This window comes from Acidithrix sp. C25 (assembly GCF_904848545.2).
Genome location: NZ_CAJHCI020000002.1, coordinates 1,059,169 through 1,076,253 on the forward strand (window position 1 = coordinate 1,059,169; position 17,085 = coordinate 1,076,253).

Genomic DNA, 17,085 nt, shown 5'->3' on the forward strand with positions numbered 1-17,085 from the left:
ACATTATCTGTGCCATATTCACGTCATAAAAACTATCGCGAATTCGCGCTTAGCTCAAACTGAAAGGGCTATTTTGGGACAATGTTTTGAATTCCGCCCATGTATGGCACCAAAACGAGCGGTATTGTAACACTCTCGTCCTGATTTCTATAAGTCTCTATCAGCACCGCAAAGACTCTGGCCCACGCTAGAGCCGACCCATTCAAGGTATCGACATAGGAAACCTCGTTGGTCGAAGCATCCCTAAAGCGTATATTTGCCCTACGAGCTTGATAGTCACCGAACCATGAGACCGAGGAGACCTCTAACCAACGGCCAACGCCCGGGGAATAAGCCTCTAAGTCGAAGGTCCTCTTGGCCGAAGCGCCTATGTCACCTGTGCATAGGTCTAAGACTCGATAGGTCAACCCAAGAGATTGCAGGATACCCTCGGCTCGTCGCAACATATCCATAAAGACCCCTTGGCTATCCTTTGGGTTCGAATAGACCATAAGTTCAACCTTATCGAATTCATGAAGACGCAAGAGTCCTCGGGTATCTCGACCAGCCGAGCCAGCTTCGCGTCGAAAACATGGGGTCGCAGCCGTCATTCGAATTGGGAGTTCTTCACTTGGAAGTATCTCATCGCGTGCCATTGAGGTAAGTGGAACCTCAGCCGTTGGAATGGCCCAAAGATCGTCTCGCTCCATTTGATAAGCATCTTCAGCAAATTTGGGTAGATGGCCAGTTGAGATCATGGTCTCTCGTTTGACGAAAGTCGGGGGTCGGACCTCTAAAAAGGCATCGCTATGAGCATCAAGAGCAAAGGAGGTTAAGGCACGCAACATGCGTGCACCTGCTCCCTTGTACATTGGAAACATACTCCCCGACAATTTTGCAGCTCTTTCAAGGTCCAAAATTCCCAGCGCAGCCCCAATCTCCCAATGTGGAACCTTTTGAGCTGGCTCATAATCAAGGTCCACCTCTACAGTGGAATGGCCCGTCTTTGGACTCCAATATCGAAGGATTACATTGTCTTTCTCGCCTTGGCCAATTGGGGTATCAAGTGATGGAACGTTTGGGATAACCAGCCAAAGGTCCCGTCGAGCGTTTTCAAGCTCTGAGACCTCCTTAGAAAGCTCCTCTAGGGCCTCACCATGTGCTTTTGACTCTTCCTTCAGCTCCTGTGCGAGGGCGGTCTCTTTTTGCCTATAAGCCTCTGCGACGCTTCGAGAGAGGTCATTGATCACTGCGCGAAGGGAGTCTCTCTTGGAAACTGAACTTCGCAACCTTAAATCTATCTCTAGCAATTCGTCTACTACAGCTGTATCTATTCCACGTCGCGAGAGCAATTCTTTTGTCTCGTTGGGATTTTCTCTTAGCGCTCGAATGTCGATCATCAAAAGTAAAGGCTAGCTTCTATTAACGTGTCAACAATCGAAGTTAATGACCTTTGGGTCTCATATGCAAGCAAAGAAGCGGTCCGAGGGATAAGCCTCGAAGTAAACGCTGGTCAGGTTATAGGAGTCTTGGGCAGAAATGGAGCTGGCAAGACCTCCACTGTCGAGGCGATCGAAGGGTATCGACCCATTGCCAAAGGTAAAATCACAATCCTCGGTCTAGATCCAATTCAAGATCGCAAAAAACTATTGCCTTTGGTGGGGGTGATGCTGCAAAATGGAGGCGTCTACCCAAGAATGTCACCTCTCGAGGTTCTAAAACTCTATTTCGGATATTATGACGATCCGATCCCAGTTGAAGAGCTCATAAGGCTGACCGACCTCTCTCGCGCCCAAAAAACCCCATATAGGCATCTTTCAGGTGGCGAGCGCCAACGACTCAGCCTCGCTTTGGCCCTAATTGGAAGGCCTAAAGTGCTCTTTTTGGATGAGCCAACAGCTGGGGTAGATGCAGGCGGGAAAGGGCTGATTCGACAAGCGATATCGACATATGCAAGTCAGGGGGCTGCCATATTGCTCACCACACATGAATTGATCGAGGCAGAGCGCATCTGCGATGAGATAGTCGTCATAGACACCGGAGAGGTAGTTGCAAAAGGAAGCGCCGAGCAGTTACGGGAGAGATACGGAAAAAGTGCGATCACCTTTCGCCTCTCCAAAAGCATCGATGTGGCCGAGATCTCAGCCAAGATAGGCGCGGAGGTAACTGAGCTCGAAGATCTCTCATATTCAGTCGATCCCTCGGCTTCCCCTTCGGTCATATCACTACTAACCTCGGCAATCTCGCAGTTGAATGTGGAGATAAAAGAGCTAAATGCTGGAAAGTCCTCACTCGAAGAGGTCTTTATCGGGCTAACCGACCACCTCGAAGCCAATAGTGATAACGCTAACCAATCAAAAAGAAGACGAAGGCGATCCTAGGTAATGTAATCTGGCGCGATCTAATCTTTATCTGGTGCATCTAGCGCGAAAGATCAAGACAAATCGACCAGGTTCTAACCCATGGACAAATGATCGATTATCCAGTGATCGATTATCCAATGATCGATTATCCAATGATCGATGGGCCAGACAAGGGGCTGTCCTTAGCTAGAAGCCAATTCGATCCTACGAGCCCAGAAATAAAAAATCATAAACAACCAATACAAAGTATTTAGGAGAGATAACAATTGACAGGGCATCCCTATAAGTCTCAGGCAAGAGCAGAGATAAAACTAGCTCTAACACAATATGAATCGTTGCTTGTAACTTTTTTCATACCACTACTTGCCCTAATTGCATTCGCGAAGATCCTCAAGATCTCTTATATGGGCTCAAGCCGAATCAACTTTTTGGTCCCCGGCACGATAGCAATAGCAATCATGGCAACCGGCATGGTCTCTCTGGGGATCGCGACCGGTGTTGAGCGCAGCTACGGGGTTCTAAAGCGCTTAGGAACAACCCCGCTTTCGCGCAGCAGTCTCCTTGGCGCGAAGATTACTGCAGTAGGGGTAATCGAGGCAATTCAAATCGTTCTAATCTTGGCGTTGGGCATCGGCCTTTCTTGGAGCCCCTCCATGAACATAGCAGAATTTGTAATCGCGGTAATATTGAGCAGCGCTACGTTTGCTGGAATTGGATTAATCATGGCAGGCCGATTGAGTTCTGAAGGCGTATTAGGAGCAGCAAATGGCACATTCCTATTCCTATTGTTTTTTGGTGGAATGATTATTCCAGTTACCTTGCTTCCATCTCCACTTGCCGACCTAGCTAAAATACTCCCCGCATATGCAAGCGCGCACCTTCTCTTTTCCACCACAACAAACGGGGTGAGCGGGACCCTCGGTGCCTGGATAACTCTAGCCATTTGGGCAATTGGTGCTCCTGCCTTAGCAATTAAACTCTTCAAATACGAATAAACCACGGCTACTTATTTTGTTTTACGCAATCACCCAAAAACTCACAAAACCCCCAAAGAGATCAAAGACCTATGCTTTTTTGGGGGCAGTCGAGTTAGACCAACGCCACACGGACCAATAGAGCGGGCCAGCAGATCCAGTACATTCCAGTAAATTAAAGATCAATAAAACCAACTGCAACCAAAGTCTCAAAAGACAAACAAAGACTACCTAACGATCACTGGGCAAACAAGTAGGTCAAAAATAACTTTGGCGGTGCCGGCGTCACTCACATGCGGCCCTTTCTAGTAAATGACGATCTATCTAAAGTCGATCCACCACGGGAACCTTGTTGAGGTTTGGGGAGACGATGTACCAAAGGGCCAAAAATGGTTTAGCCTTTAAGGTGTGTTGAAAAAATGGCTAACTGAGTGGAAAGTTTCTCCGGAACTTTATAAAAAACTGTCCTTTTTCGCCCTAATCGGCCTCTCTCTGATAATTGTCTCAGGTGGAGCAGTCCGGTTGACTCAGTCTGGATTAGGGTGTCCGACTTGGCCCAATTGTCAAGGTAACCAGCTAGTGGCTCAATTTTCATTTCACCCAATGGTCGAATTTACCAATAGGATCGTGACGATATTTCTGACAGTAGCGGTGATGATAGCTACAGCAGCAGCCTTCTTCAGAAAGCCATTTCGTCGCGACCTTGCATGGCTATCAATGGGAATGGTCGGCGGCCTTTTGGCTCAGGTTGTCCTGGGAGGGATAACCGTTCTAGAAAAGCTCGCACCCCCCTTTGTAATGGCCCACTTCTTGCTCTCTCTCGTCTGTGTGCTCGACGCGATAATTCTCTACTATAGGGCTAGCGGATCGCAAGATAAGCCAACCAGAGTTGTGACCAAAGAGGTAATGTGGCTTGGAAGAATCATCCTGGGTGCTCTTACCTTTGTTGTGGTAATTGGAACAGCCGTCACAGGTTCAGGGCCGCATTCAGGTAGCCCTCTAGCTAAGCGACTGCCATTTCCGCTACGCGACGTTGCTCAACTCCACGCTGACGGTGTGCTCTTTCTAATCGGCTTAACCCTCGCCATGTTGTTTCTCCTGCACCAATCCAATGCCCCCGAAAACGTCCTCAAACGAGGAAGAGCGTTGCTTTGGCTAATGGCAATCCAAGGAGCAATTGGATATACGCAGTACTTTAGTAATCTTCCTGCCCTCCTAGTTGAGTTTCACATCGCCGGAGCAGCTATCCTTTGGATTGCTGTCTTATGGTTCAACCTAACGCTATTCGATAGGGGCGAGATGGACAAGGGACCAAGTGACGACGAACCCTCTGAAATAACCTCAGATACCCTAAGCAGCTTCGGATCGTAATAGATTACAAAGATATAAATGGGATCGCGTTCCCAAGATCTCCTGAAATATAAAAGAGACAGAAGAGACTATAGCGATGCAATCGAATGGAAGTTTTGATGGCTACACTAACAATTACTGAGGAGAAAATCGACACTTCTAGTTTGAATGCTCTCGATAGCTCCTGGAGAGTCGTCCTTTGGAATGACCCTATAAATTTAATCTCCTACGTAATCTTTGTATTACGATCAACATTTGGCTATTCACTCGAAAAAGCTACTGAATTGACGATGGAAGTCCACAACCATGGCCGTTCGATCGTATCTAGCGGCAAAAGGGAAAAAGCTGAAGCTGACGCCCATAGTTTGCACCAATTTGGACTTTGGGCAACTTTGGAAAGAGAACCGGCATAAATAGTGTTGAAACAGCTATCATGACAATTCCCAGCGGACCTATCCGACGAATCGGACCCGAGCTTTTTGAAAACCAGCTTCGCGAAGAAGAGATTGAGCTTTTATCTCTCCTTCCTTCGCTAGTGGAAGAAGCGATTGAGATGAACTCACCATATGTGGCACGTATGTTTCCCCCCACCTATCCTTTCGATGCCGTAGCACAGTCAAAATTCGAAAAGACCACCGGAGATTCACTAGTTGAAAAACACAAAGTTATGCTCGAAGGCTTCACATCTAGCCTTCACAATAAGCAACTGAACTTTGCAGACCTAGCGATTTGGGTTGGGGCAATTAACGATATTCGCCTTCTACTCGGTACAACTCTTGACGTCTATGAAGGCATGGAGCCACCTGATCCGAGTGATCCGACCTATCATAATTTTGTCATTTACGACTACCTCGCATGGCTCCAAGGCTCAATATTAGATTTTCTGGGTAGTCAATTTAGCGACGATTAGACAGTCGCCAGATAGTCATTCAAGGTGTTTCAACTTTAATTTAGCCCCATGACAACAGGCGTCTCACCCAAAGCGCCAGATACAAGGAAGCAATACCTACTTAATTTCGTTATCTAACAGACTATAACTTGAGCAATGTAGACCTAAAGGCGACAAAGATAAGCTACGCGAAACAATTTCAGGAAGATGAGATGGTATCGACCCTTCCAAAGAAGAGTGACTATGAATAACCTCGAGAATTTGCAGAACTAGATCGAAAATAAAGGATCAATCTTCCGGCCCTAGGGCATAATAATACAAAAACAGAAATGCCCGATACTTCGACGATCTAACAGCCCAGCAACGGGTCCCAAACTGAGAACTATTCCTGGTAGTTGAATAGAACTATTTCAATAAAGGCAAAAAAACTATTTCGAAATGAAAGGAACCAATCTTGAGCTCTCTTCCCAAGATAACAGAGTCCAAAATTGCAATCCACGCCAAGAAAGAAGGCGAGAAAGCAAGAAAGTATTGGTCAGAGATCTTTTGTGGCTCCGCCTGTCTCGTAGCGGTCGATTCGCTCGGCAAGTGCAGTGGCGACAACTTTGATCTGGTAGTAATTAACGATTCACAAGAATTGGCTCCCGAGGAATTGCTCCTCTTGGAAAAAATGGCCAGTGATACCACCCATTTTTTGGTGGTTGTTGGATCCGGGGATTTAGAGACCCCATCGCTCTGTGATCTACTTGGAGCCGAAGGTACAATTCCGATAGCGCATGCAGAATGGTATCTAAAATCCATAAATGCACAAAACCAGCCAATTGAAGTGGCAATTTACGGCAAATTCCATGAGATAATGCCAAAGACTGATACAACTACACTAGCCAGTATCTCAGTTGGATATCGAGATCGACCAGCCCTAATTGGTCGAGGTAACATTTTTACCTTTGGAGTTGATATCGACCTTGATCAAAGGGTGCAGAGACAACTTTCACGGGCCTTCAAAGAGCTCATCTTCAAAGACAACACCTCCAACGTAGGGCCATTCGGCGTCGGTGTGGCTGGATATGGACCTTACGGCGGCATGGGACACTACCATGGCAGCGCATGCAATGCCACCCCACATCTAAAGTTCGTAGCAATCGCTGAGCCCAATCAACAAAGACGTAATTCCGCAAAAGAACAATTTCCAAAGATTCAAACCTATGAGAGCGCCAAAGAACTGATCGAAGACGATGAGGTAGATATCGTCATAATCGCAACTCCACCAATTACCCATTTCGAACTAGCCAGTCAAGCGCTAAAGGCTAAAAAACATGTCGTAGTTGAAAAGCCAATGTGCCTCAAGGTCTCCGAAGTCGATGAGTTGATTGAGCTAGCAAGGCTAAATAACGTAGTGCTGACCATCCATCAAAATCGAAGATTCGACGCCGACTACTTAGCCCTCAAAGAGCTCATCGAATCGGGAACGATTGGCGAGGTCTTCAATATAGAAACCTTTGTTGGCAGTTTTGAACATCCATGTCGCGCCTGGCATTCAGATCAGGAGATCTCTGGAGGCGCCGCCTATGATTGGGGATCACATCACATCGATTGGATTCTTCAATTCTATGGGACAACTCCATCACACCTCTTTGTCAACTCCCATAAAAGGGTCTGGCACGACGTGACAAACGCCGACCAGATTACGATTTCAATGGCATTTCAAGATGGAAAAGAAGCCAAATTCATACAAAGCGACGTCGCAGCCATCCGTAAACCGAAGTTCTATGTTCAAGGCACGAAAGGCACCATCCAGGGTTGGTACCGACCACTCGCAAACGACGTTGTTGACTTTCCATTCGGCTATCGAAGTGAAAGATTTCACCATGCGGAAGCGCCTGTGGACTTCGAAGTCGTACAGTACGCGATAGACAATCAAACCCGTTCATATAGAGTTAGCCCCACAGAGGTAGAGCCATTTGAATTTCATCGAAACTTAGCTGCCCACCTGGTCAATTCAGAGCCGTTGGCTATCGTGCCATCTAGTGTCCGAGGGGTAATTGAGATCCTTGAGGCCACACAGAGGCTATCCAACTCGAAAGAGCATTACGTCCAAATATAAAGAGTTAGAGTTGAGTTGCCCTCAGCAATAGGACAACTCAACTAACATACCCATATCTCAAAGCCCTTTTCGGGCCATTCCGGGAAGACAAACTTTAGACGACAGGCGGAGATCTACCTAGAAAAGGGGAAAAGGTGGCAAGAAAAATCAAATGGGGAATTTTAGGTGGCGCATCTTCCATTGCCAACGAAGAGATAATTCCAGCGATTCTAGAAAGCTCCACCTCGCAGTTAGGTGGCTATGCATCAGCTTCTGCTAGATCACCACTTCCACTCGATGAATTAGGAGTGCCAAGATTTACTGACTACCAATCGCTAATCAGCGATGGCGAACTCGACGCTCTATATATTGCATTGCCTAATTCATTGCACCACAAATGGATAATCGAAGCCGTCAACCATGGCGTCGCTGTTCTCTGTGAAAAGCCCCTTTGCATGAACGTAGCTGAGATCCAAGAGATCTCTCTTGTCTCTCAGTCAAGAGAGGTGTTGGTCGCAGAGGCGTATATGACCCCCCACCATAACCGAGAGATAGAGGTTCGTCGCCTGCTCAAATCGGCCCGTATAGGAGAGCTAAAAGATTACCAAGCTACCTTTGCCTTTACACTTTCCAATCCCAACAACTACAGATGGATAGATCACCTTGGCGGAGGCGCCCTTCGCGATGTAGGAATCTATTTAATTGACCCAATCGTTCACCAATTGGGGCTTCCGTCGGCGATCGAGGTCAAGAGTGTGGCTATGAAAGGTGACGTAGACGCAGACATAGTGGCTCAACTTATATACACCCAGGACGTAAGCGCGACTATCCATGCATCCTTTATCGCCAAGGAGAACCTCACCCAACGATTCACTGGAACTGATGGATCATTATGGATCGATAATCCATTTTCCCCAGCGCTTGAAGATGTTGAGATCCATATCGAAGAAAAAGCTTCCGGCGAGCTACAGACCATAAAAACAACACCCGGGAGTCTCTATGGAGCTATGATCGAAAACTTCAACTCTGCCCTCCTCAATGGAACCAAATTTTCTCGCACTTTGAGTGAATCGATACAGGTTCAAGAGGTAATCGATCAAATTCTTTCAATCGCTAAAGCAAGTATTTAGCCTCTTTGCAAGCTTGTCCCAGACAATATCCCATTCAATGAAGAAGTTGATCAACAAATTATATACTTGATAGATTTGACTGACTCACTGCAAATCTATCCAATTTCATACGACCATATCGCAGCACCACTAAAAACGAGACATAGATATATATGTCTTCACATTATTGGTGTAACGCAGGATCGATACCATAGCAGTTTTCAATCAAATTGATTGCTCTATATCTACATAGAGACGTTAGTTTCAGTTATCATCTCGGAAATTCTCCGTAATATATTAGATGTAATCGCACAACATAGGCGGATAATAGATGAGAGTCATCGAGTTCATGGGGCAGCTCCGACAAAAAGGCTCGGCTAAAAAGAAGCTTTCAGATCAGAAGAAGCCAGATCAATGATCTATCCGTTGAAATGGTCCCTTTGTGGACATGAAATAAAGATCGCCAAAAGAAATTGTCTGGATTATCGATCAAAGTTGCCATAACGAAAATTTAAAAACCTTTGAGACAAATAATACTAGTTTTCAAAAAATATATCAATTAAAAACCAAGCATTTATGGCGGATTATGCAAGAAAAATATGTGCCTTTAATGTTTAAATGGCGCGGTTGATATTGCGCGGTTGAAACAGCACGGATCAAAATTCATCAACACTATTTCCCTCGTGTTCTCGGGTTATTGCTTATCTTCATAGCTAACTCTTGTCTTTAACCTATATCTCTGGTCAAATCCATCTTGTGCATCTTGAGGGTGACTATTAAGACGGAAAAATAAAATAAAGTACCACTTCTGGCAATACTACATCTCTTGGAGAATTCTATATATAAAGGGTAAATTCAAGCCTTCGGAATTACAAGTCAAACCAGAGGGTTAAAGAGATTTGTGAAGGCTGAAAATATCAAAATAAACGACGATCTCACCATGGCGATCATCACCAGAGGAGATCCTCCGTGGGACTTCGTCTTAATCCACGGTTTGGCCTCCAACGCTCGCTTATACGACGGTGTGGGTGAATGCCTAGAGGCCAAGGGGTACTCCTCTATCGCGATCGATCAACGAGGCCATGGAATGTCCTCCAAGCCCAACTATGGATATAGCACCGACCAGACAACCCAAGACTTATTCGACCTATACAGTCACTTTTACAGCGGCGATACACATACCAACCCGGTCTGGGTGGGTCAATCCTGGGGCGGTTCCGTAGTTGTAAACTTTGCAAATCGCCACCCCGAATATGTCGATGCCATAATGGCAATCGATGGCGGATTAATCGATATGAAGTGGAACTTCCCAACCTACCAAGAGGCTTCCAGCCTCCTTTCACCACCGGAGTTAAGCCATTTATCGCCTAGCCAACTCTCTTTCATGATTAGGAAATCTCACCCTGGTTGGAGCGACCAAGCCATCGAAGCAACCATGGCGAATCTAGAGATCGACCACGATCAAAGGGTAAGGGCACGCTTGAGTCGCCAAAATCACATGACAATTCTGCGCGAGTTATTTGACTACGAACCAATGAAAGAGATTGCGAAGTTATCGGTGCCAGCGCTCTTTTTAATGGCTCAGCCCGCAAAGCCCAAGGGCGAACAAGACCTCCAGAGGGCTCAAGAGACTCTAAGTCACCTCAAAGATATTCAAATCGAGACTATTGAGGGAGCAGACCATGATATCCATGCTCAGATGCCCCAGGTGGTAGCTAACTATGCAATGGGTCTTTTGGGCCTAACTCGACAGAGCCACATTTGAATTCAAAGAGAAAGACTGGAGTTATAAATTGAATCGTCGGATATTGATTCTTCTCGGATCTGGTGAAACATCACCGACAATGGTAAAGACCCACCGCGAGGCATTTAGCGCATTGCCTAAAAACTACAAGGCAGTGATGCTCGATACACCTTTTGGCTTCCAAGAAAACGCTCCAGATATCTCGGCCAAAGCAATCGATTACTTCCGTAGCTCGATAGGCGCCAAGGTGGCACTCGCCTCGATGCGTTCGGCGACGGAGGCCTCCGTCCTTGAATTGGAAAATTTTGCAAACACACTAAGAGATGCAAACTACATCTTTGCGGGGCCCGGAAGCCCCACCTATGCCCTGTCCCAATGGGCTAAAACCCCAATCGCCTCGATTCTAGAGGACAAAACAATCAACGGTGGAGTCGTCACATTTTCATCGGCAGCGGTGCTTACGCTAGGTAGATATACAATTCCGGTCTATGAGATCTACAAGGTTGGCGAGGCGCCAAATCTAAGGGATGGATTGAACGTCCTTTGGGCACTTGGTCTAGACGTTCTTGTGATTCCACACTTCAACAATGCCGAGGGAAACAACCACGACACCCGCTACTGCTACATGGGTGCTTCGCGCCTGCGGATCTTAGAGAGCCAAATGAACGCGACCACCGCAATCGTCGGAATCGACGAACATACCGGAATCGTAATCGACCTAGATCAAAATCAAGTTGAAATCGTTGGCCTTGCCACGGTCACGATAATGCGCCATGGATCGACAAAGATTCTCCGCGCCGGAGACAAGATGAGATTCGATGAATTTTCAAGTTACATACGTGAAATAGCGAACAAGACTCCCGCCTTTGAAGAGAGTGAACCTATAAAACCTGAGGCCTTCTTCGAGGCACAACAGCCCAATGGGACTACTTCTTTGCTTATTGACTCCCTCGCAAGACATGAGGAGAGATTTAGTGTAGCACTAAAGATGCGCAATGCGAAAGAATGCTTGAACGAGATTCTCGAACTAGACAAAGAGATCTTCGAATGGGTATTTGACACCCTTGAATCAGACGAAATAGACAAAGCCAGAACATCGATGCGCTCTATGATATCGCGACTAGCTCCGATCCTAGAGAACGGATTCCTTACCAAGTTAGATCACCTTCGGGGTGCGATCGAAGCCCTCGTAGAAGTTAGACAAACCTCCCGAGAACAAAAGCGATGGAGCGATTCCGATCTAATTCGAGATCGCTTGGCCTCTATAGGAGTCACCGTTACAGATACGTCAAATGGTCAGGCATGGGAACTTAAAGAGTGAAAGCAATTATTATTTGACCAAAACATAGGCTATCTCTTGTTAGAAGTCGCACTAGACTGTCTTGCTGTACCTAATGCCCCCATCGTCTAGCGGCCTAGGACGTCGCCCTTTCACGGCGGTAACACGGGTTCGAATCCCGTTGGGGGTGCGTTATTTACAATTTGTTGCAAGGTTAGGAAACTATTGCGCTAAGATATAGTTTCCTGCTTCGCAAGGAAGTTGGTAACGTAAGTTAGGACCTGTGGTGCAGCTTGGAGTGCACGCCGGCCTGTCAAGCCGGAGGTCGCGGGTTCAAATCCCGTCAGGTCCGCTGGTGGTTCTAACCGCCTTGGTCGGGTAGCTCAGTTGGTAGAGCACACGCCTGAAAAGCGTGGGGTCACCGGATCGAAACCGGTCCCGACCACCAATTTGATCAGCCCGAATGCCTAACTTTTGGGCTCGTCAAAGCAAAATCATAAAAGCCAAAACCTTGGATCTCCTTCTATTTCCACCTTCTGATCAAACGACCCCTGTAAGCCCCAGCCCTGTAAGCCCCAGCCCTGTAAGCCCCAGCCCTGTAAGCCCCAGCCCTGTAAGCTCCAGCCCTGTAAGCCCCAGCCCTGTAAGCTCCAGCCCGTAGATCAATCGATTTCGCCTCGAAAAGCTAGCCATCACACCTCCTTGAATCGAAACAATTAAGGTCCAATAATGGCTCGAAGTCGCCGGGGCCCTTCGATGCAATCGACGATCCTTGATATTGCGCTTATTTTTATTCACCAAGAGATTAAATAATCAAGAGCCTCCTTCGAAGTTAAACCTTCGAAGGAGGCTCTTGGTAAATTCCTATCAACAGCTAGTAACTACACAGCTAGTAACTACACAGCTAGTAACTACACGTGGCCAATAGGTAGCATCTAGATGCGATCCAACCGGATCACGCCATCTAGTCGAGCGGCTTCGGCAACGGCCTGTGCAACGCGAGGGGCAATGGATTTATTGAAGACGGAAGGAATTATATACGACGGCGACAGTTCACCATCTCCAACGCTAGAAGCGATAGCGTTGGCTGCCGCTAACTTCATCGACTCGGTAATAGCCATCGCTCCTGCATCGAGGGCGCCTCTGAAGATTCCAGGAAAACAAAGGACGTTATTTATCTGGTTTGGATAGTCGCTTCGACCCGTGGCTATGACCGCAGCTACCCCCTCAATCTCCTCAGGGAGAACCTCTGGATCTGGATTCGCAAGTCCAAAGACAATCGGGCGACTCCCCATCTTCTGAACGTCGCTACGCTCTAGGAGCTTTGGTCCCGAGACACCAATGAATACATCTATCCCCGCAATCACATCCGAGAGAGAGCCGTGACGTTTGTTTTGATTGGTATTTTCTCCCAGCCAATCCTTGGCCCCGCCAAGGCCTTGACGGCCATCAAAGATCGCTCCGTGGCGGTCTACGACGATGATCTCTGGAACGCCTGCATTCTTCAGGATTTTAGCAATTGCCACCCCAGCAGCTCCAGCTCCCGCAATGACGACTGAGATCTCGGTGATCTTTTTGTCAACAACAATTACCGCATTTCGAAGTGCTGCTAGAACTACAACGGCAGTTCCATGTTGATCATCATGAAAAACCGGGATATCTAAACGTCGCTTCAGCTCCTCCTCGACTTCAAAACAGCGAGGAGCTGCAATATCCTCTAAATTGATTCCCCCAAAAGTTGGCTCCAACATCTCGACCGCTTCAATTAAAGCTTCAGAGGTAGCGACGTTCAAACAGATAGGAAAGGCGTCGATTCCCCCGAACTCCTTAAAGAGCTGCGCTTTTCCTTCCATCACTGGCATAGCTGCATATGGGCCGATGTTGCCGAGGCCGAGCACCGCCGTACCGTCGGTAACCACAGCCACGCAATTCGCTTTGATCGTGTAGTTATGGACTTCAACAGGCTTTCTGGCAATTTCCAAGCAGACCCGAGCAACTCCGGGTGTGTAAGCCATAGAAAGATCATCACGATTTTTAATAGGACTCTTGCCTACAACTTCAATCTTGCCCTTTTGGTGCATCCTAAAAGTTCGATCCATAACACTTTGAACGTGCACTCCTTCTACAGCTTCGACTACCAAGCGAATCGCTTGAGCGTGATCGGGATCGCTAGCAAGGATCGTGATGTCACGCACGATTGTGTCAGAGTTAGCCTCAATGAGATCAAGGCCCAAGATATTGCCACCGGCCTCGCCGATCGCAGTCGTAAGCCGACCCAATACGCCGGGTCGATGATTGAGTTCAGCTCTAATTGTTACAGAATGTGAGACATTTGGTATAGTCATAGCTTCCTACATTAGCCGAATCACAATCTTGACTGAGTAATTTATGATTCTATTTGCCTTAGGACACCAAGCAATTGCAGCTACAATGCGCCTAGAAGGGGATTTTGACCTATATTATCACTAGCGAAGACAACACGTAGCTAGCTAATAATTACACGAGGTTATAAAGTGGCCCTCTTCAAGAAGAATAATTCCCAGACTCCAAAGGTCAAGTCTCAGGCCGCTATCATTGCAGCACAACTGCGGTCGTCCATCATTGAAGAGACAACCGAATTCAACGCACAAACAGAGGCTCAAGCGCAAAACAAAGGTAAAAAACCTTCTCGCAGATCCAAGAATGCAGCCGCTCCAGAAAAGGTGGGGTCAGCCCTCCCAGTCAATCAAAGTAAGTCAAAAAACCCCAACGACCTCGCTCCACCGGAAGTTACTACTCCAGCGCAAGAGCACCAATTGGATGAAGTGCCAAAAAGATCTGGAATTTACAACTTCAACGATCCGATGACAGAAAAACAAGACGATCGCGTCGAAGGCGATACGAACAACGAGGATGCGAGCTCTAACGTAGATAGTGGTCTCTTCGAGTCACAAGCGACTTCTAGGAGCGAGATCGGTAATCACTTTGCCAGAGAAACGCAATCATCACCCGAAGTGGAGTCTGGGCGCGACAATGGCCCTATCACAGATATCTCCGCTAAAAAGCCTCACCATCTCGTCGGACTAAGCGACAACGATATCGTTGCAATGTATCAAACCATGCTAGAGGCAAGACTGCTGGATCAAAAGATGTGGAACCTTAATCGTTCTGGTAGAGCTCCATTTGCAATCTCATCCCAGGGGCACGAAGCGACCCACGTCGGCATAGCCGCCGCAATTGAAGTGGGTATTGATTGGATCTTGCCGTACTATCGCGACCTTGGCCTTCTTCTGGGTCTTGGCGTCAGAGACAAAGACATTTTGCTCTCGCTCCTAGCAAAAGCTCCCGACCAGATGTCTGGCGGACGTCAAATGCCCAACCACTGGAGCGTGAAGGAACGTAACATAGTCACGGGATCATCTCCGGTCGCAACTCAACTTCCTCATGCCACCGGAATCGCCCTAGGAATCCAGATCGACCATGGCGACAGTGTCGTCTTTACAACCTTTGGCGACGGCGGCGCGTCCAAAGGAGACTTCCATGAATCACTCAACTTTGCATCTATCCATAAGCTTCCAATCGTATTTATCTGCGAAAACAATGGATATGCAATTTCGGTTCCCTTAGAGTCCGAAAGTGCGGTCGCAGATATTGCCACAAGAGGAATTGGATATAACATCTTCTCTGAGATAGTCGATGGAAACGATCCTATCGCCGTCTACGACGCAGTCAGAAAGGCCCGCATTCGTGCCGCAAGTGGCAATGGACCTAGCCTCATAGAAGCCAAGACCTATAGGTTTCTCAGTCATGCCTCTGACGACGACGATCGCACTTATCGCTCTAGCCAAGAGGTCGCAGACGCCAAGGCAAATGATCCCCTCATTAGTTTTGGCAACTATCTATATAACCATGGTCTCATGACAGAATCTCTAGAAAAAGAGATGGTGGAAGCAACAAGAGAGGCAATAGAACTAGCACTAGCCGCGGCAGAGTCATCGAACGACCCGGATCCCTCTACCATTTCCGATCATGTCTTTGCTAAGCCCATTCGCTTTGATCAACCGGCATCACCTAACCAAGTCATTGCCGATCCCAGTGCCAAAACCGTCAACTATATAGAGTCAATTAGAAACACCCTTGGAGAGCTCTTGGAGGAATTCGACGAAGCGATAATTATGGGGGAAGATGTTGGAACTCGGGGCGGAGTCTTCAAAGCGACTGAAGGACTGATAACAAAGTTCGGACAAGACCGCGTCATTGATACCCCAATAGCAGAATCTGGCCTCGTTGGCTTTGGAATCGGCCTTGCCGTATATGGAAAAAAACCCATCGTTGAGATCCAATTTGGCGACTTCATCCACTCCGCTTTTGACCAAATCCTCTCTGAGGCAGCTCGAATTTGCTATCGATCCAATGGTTCCTACAACGTTCCTATGGTTATTAGAGCCCCGTTCGGAGCAGGAGTACACGGAGGCCTCTACCATTCTCAATCGATAGAGGCCTTCTATGCTCACATACCTGGAATCAAGGTAGTAGTCGCCTCAACACCCGAAAATGCGGCCGGTCTGCTTCGCTCAGCGCTAGAGGATCCAGACCCTGTGCTTTTCCTGGAACACAAAAAGGCCTATCGCATGATCAAAGGGGCCGAGGCGGCGAGCGGCCATAGGTTCCCAATCGGAAGAGCGGAGATCGTGCGCAAAGGGAGAGATCTATCGATCATTGCCTATGGATTGATGCGCCACTATTGCCTTGCGGTGGCTGAAGAACTTTCTGGCATGGCATCCATTGAAGTCGTAGATCTATTGACTATCTCACCACTGGATCGAGCCACAATCATCGATTCGGCCAAACGATGTGCCAAAGTGCTGGTAGTCCACGAGGATAATAGAGAATTCGGAGTCGGCGCAGAAGTAGTCGCGACCATTATGGAGGGTGCCTTCTTGGACCTTGATGGGCCAGTTGAGCGCCTCGCACCAGACCACTTTCCAATCGCCCCATTCGCACATTCTCTTGAGGGAGCCTCACTAATAACCCCCGAGCGCATCAAAGAGAGAGTCCTAAAGATGCTTTCAGATTAGATAAAATAAATTCACTACATCTCTTGTAATACCTCTAAAGTTCCCTAGCACATAGTCCGAATACAATAACTAGGAGATCTCGCAGAATTGCGAAATCTCCGTAGGTTTTTGCGCTTTCATAAGGAAAAAGTGGATTTTCTCTTCTACCACAACGGCTCAGTGAACCAGCCCAGGGAACAAGATGGTTTTAGTGCTCCTTCTTCCCATGGTTTTCTATGGTCTAGGAGAATGAATGTAACTTAGGGAGAACGAAGTATC

At 47.4% G+C, this 17,085-nt stretch carries 13 protein-coding genes and 3 tRNA genes; 13 read left to right on the plus strand and 3 right to left on the minus strand.

Features of this window, described 5'->3' with window-relative positions; all coding sequences use genetic code 11:
• Nucleotides 1–68 precede the first annotated feature (68 nt).
• A complete protein-coding gene (serS, locus tag ACIDITHRIX25_RS97875) occupies nucleotides 69–1,379 on the minus strand; it encodes a serine--tRNA ligase (protein WP_201733446.1) in 1,311 nt (436 codons plus the stop codon).
• Nucleotides 1,380–1,406: 27 nt separating this feature from the next.
• Here serS and ACIDITHRIX25_RS97880 point away from each other — a divergent pair, with 27 nt between their 5' ends.
• The 12 genes from ACIDITHRIX25_RS97880 to ACIDITHRIX25_RS97935 all read left to right on the plus strand — a co-directional run bounded on the left by ACIDITHRIX25_RS97880 (nucleotide 1,407) and on the right by ACIDITHRIX25_RS97935 (nucleotide 12,218).
• Complete coding sequence (locus tag ACIDITHRIX25_RS97880) at nucleotides 1,407–2,360, plus strand: ABC transporter ATP-binding protein (protein ID WP_201733447.1); 954 nt, start codon at nucleotides 1,407–1,409, stop codon at nucleotides 2,358–2,360.
• Nucleotides 2,361–2,608: 248 nt separating this feature from the next.
• Complete coding sequence (locus ACIDITHRIX25_RS97885) at nucleotides 2,609–3,337, plus strand: ABC transporter permease (protein WP_052604968.1); 729 nt, start codon at nucleotides 2,609–2,611, stop codon at nucleotides 3,335–3,337.
• A 390-nt stretch (nucleotides 3,338–3,727) separates the two neighbouring features.
• The gene (locus tag ACIDITHRIX25_RS97890; RefSeq protein ID WP_201733448.1) at nucleotides 3,728–4,687 is read left to right on the plus strand and encodes a COX15/CtaA family protein; all 960 of its coding nucleotides are present in this window, start codon (nucleotides 3,728–3,730) and stop codon (nucleotides 4,685–4,687) included.
• A gap of 98 nt (nucleotides 4,688–4,785) precedes the next feature.
• Entirely contained in the window at nucleotides 4,786–5,079 is a 294-nt protein-coding gene (gene clpS, locus ACIDITHRIX25_RS97895) for an ATP-dependent Clp protease adapter ClpS (protein ID WP_052605005.1), read from the plus strand.
• 20 nt (nucleotides 5,080–5,099) lie between these two features.
• Nucleotides 5,100–5,576: a DUF2017 family protein gene (locus ACIDITHRIX25_RS97900; protein ID WP_052604966.1), complete on the plus strand. Its 477-nt coding sequence runs from the start codon at nucleotides 5,100–5,102 to the stop codon at nucleotides 5,574–5,576.
• A gap of 433 nt (nucleotides 5,577–6,009) precedes the next feature.
• Nucleotides 6,010–7,659: a Gfo/Idh/MocA family protein gene (locus ACIDITHRIX25_RS97905; RefSeq protein WP_201733449.1), complete on the plus strand. Its 1,650-nt coding sequence runs from the start codon at nucleotides 6,010–6,012 to the stop codon at nucleotides 7,657–7,659.
• 134 nt (nucleotides 7,660–7,793) lie between these two features.
• A complete protein-coding gene (locus tag ACIDITHRIX25_RS97910) occupies nucleotides 7,794–8,768 on the plus strand; it encodes a Gfo/Idh/MocA family protein (RefSeq protein ID WP_052604964.1) in 975 nt (324 codons plus the stop codon).
• Nucleotides 8,769–9,648: 880 nt separating this feature from the next.
• Nucleotides 9,649–10,512, plus strand: a complete 864-nt coding sequence (locus ACIDITHRIX25_RS97915; RefSeq protein ID WP_201733450.1) for an alpha/beta fold hydrolase — start codon at nucleotides 9,649–9,651, stop codon at nucleotides 10,510–10,512.
• A gap of 28 nt (nucleotides 10,513–10,540) precedes the next feature.
• Nucleotides 10,541–11,812, plus strand: a complete 1,272-nt coding sequence (locus tag ACIDITHRIX25_RS97920) for a CysS/YqeB C-terminal domain-containing protein (RefSeq protein ID WP_201733451.1) — start codon at nucleotides 10,541–10,543, stop codon at nucleotides 11,810–11,812.
• A 75-nt stretch (nucleotides 11,813–11,887) separates the two neighbouring features.
• Nucleotides 11,888–11,960 (plus strand) — tRNA-Glu (locus tag ACIDITHRIX25_RS97925).
• Nucleotides 11,961–12,047: 87 nt separating this feature from the next.
• Nucleotides 12,048–12,122, plus strand: a tRNA-Asp gene (locus ACIDITHRIX25_RS97930).
• A gap of 20 nt (nucleotides 12,123–12,142) precedes the next feature.
• Nucleotides 12,143–12,218 (plus strand) — tRNA-Phe (locus ACIDITHRIX25_RS97935).
• A 92-nt stretch (nucleotides 12,219–12,310) separates the two neighbouring features.
• On the opposite strand, the gene ACIDITHRIX25_RS97940 is transcribed toward ACIDITHRIX25_RS97935, so the two are convergent.
• Together ACIDITHRIX25_RS97940 and ACIDITHRIX25_RS97945 are read right to left on the minus strand one after the other, a co-directional pair.
• Nucleotides 12,311–12,532 carry a hypothetical protein gene (locus ACIDITHRIX25_RS97940; RefSeq protein ID WP_201733452.1) on the minus strand — a complete coding sequence of 74 codons (222 nt, stop codon included), beginning with the start codon at nucleotides 12,530–12,532 and terminating at the stop codon, nucleotides 12,311–12,313.
• A 173-nt stretch (nucleotides 12,533–12,705) separates the two neighbouring features.
• Nucleotides 12,706–14,115 carry an NAD-dependent malic enzyme gene (locus ACIDITHRIX25_RS97945; RefSeq protein ID WP_052604961.1) on the minus strand — a complete coding sequence of 470 codons (1,410 nt, stop codon included), beginning with the start codon at nucleotides 14,113–14,115 and terminating at the stop codon, nucleotides 12,706–12,708.
• Between the two features lie 168 nt (nucleotides 14,116–14,283).
• On the opposite strand from ACIDITHRIX25_RS97945, the gene ACIDITHRIX25_RS97950 reads away from it, so the two are divergent.
• Complete coding sequence (locus ACIDITHRIX25_RS97950) at nucleotides 14,284–16,827, plus strand: alpha-ketoacid dehydrogenase subunit alpha/beta (protein ID WP_201733453.1); 2,544 nt, start codon at nucleotides 14,284–14,286, stop codon at nucleotides 16,825–16,827.
• Nucleotides 16,828–17,085 lie beyond the last annotated feature (258 nt).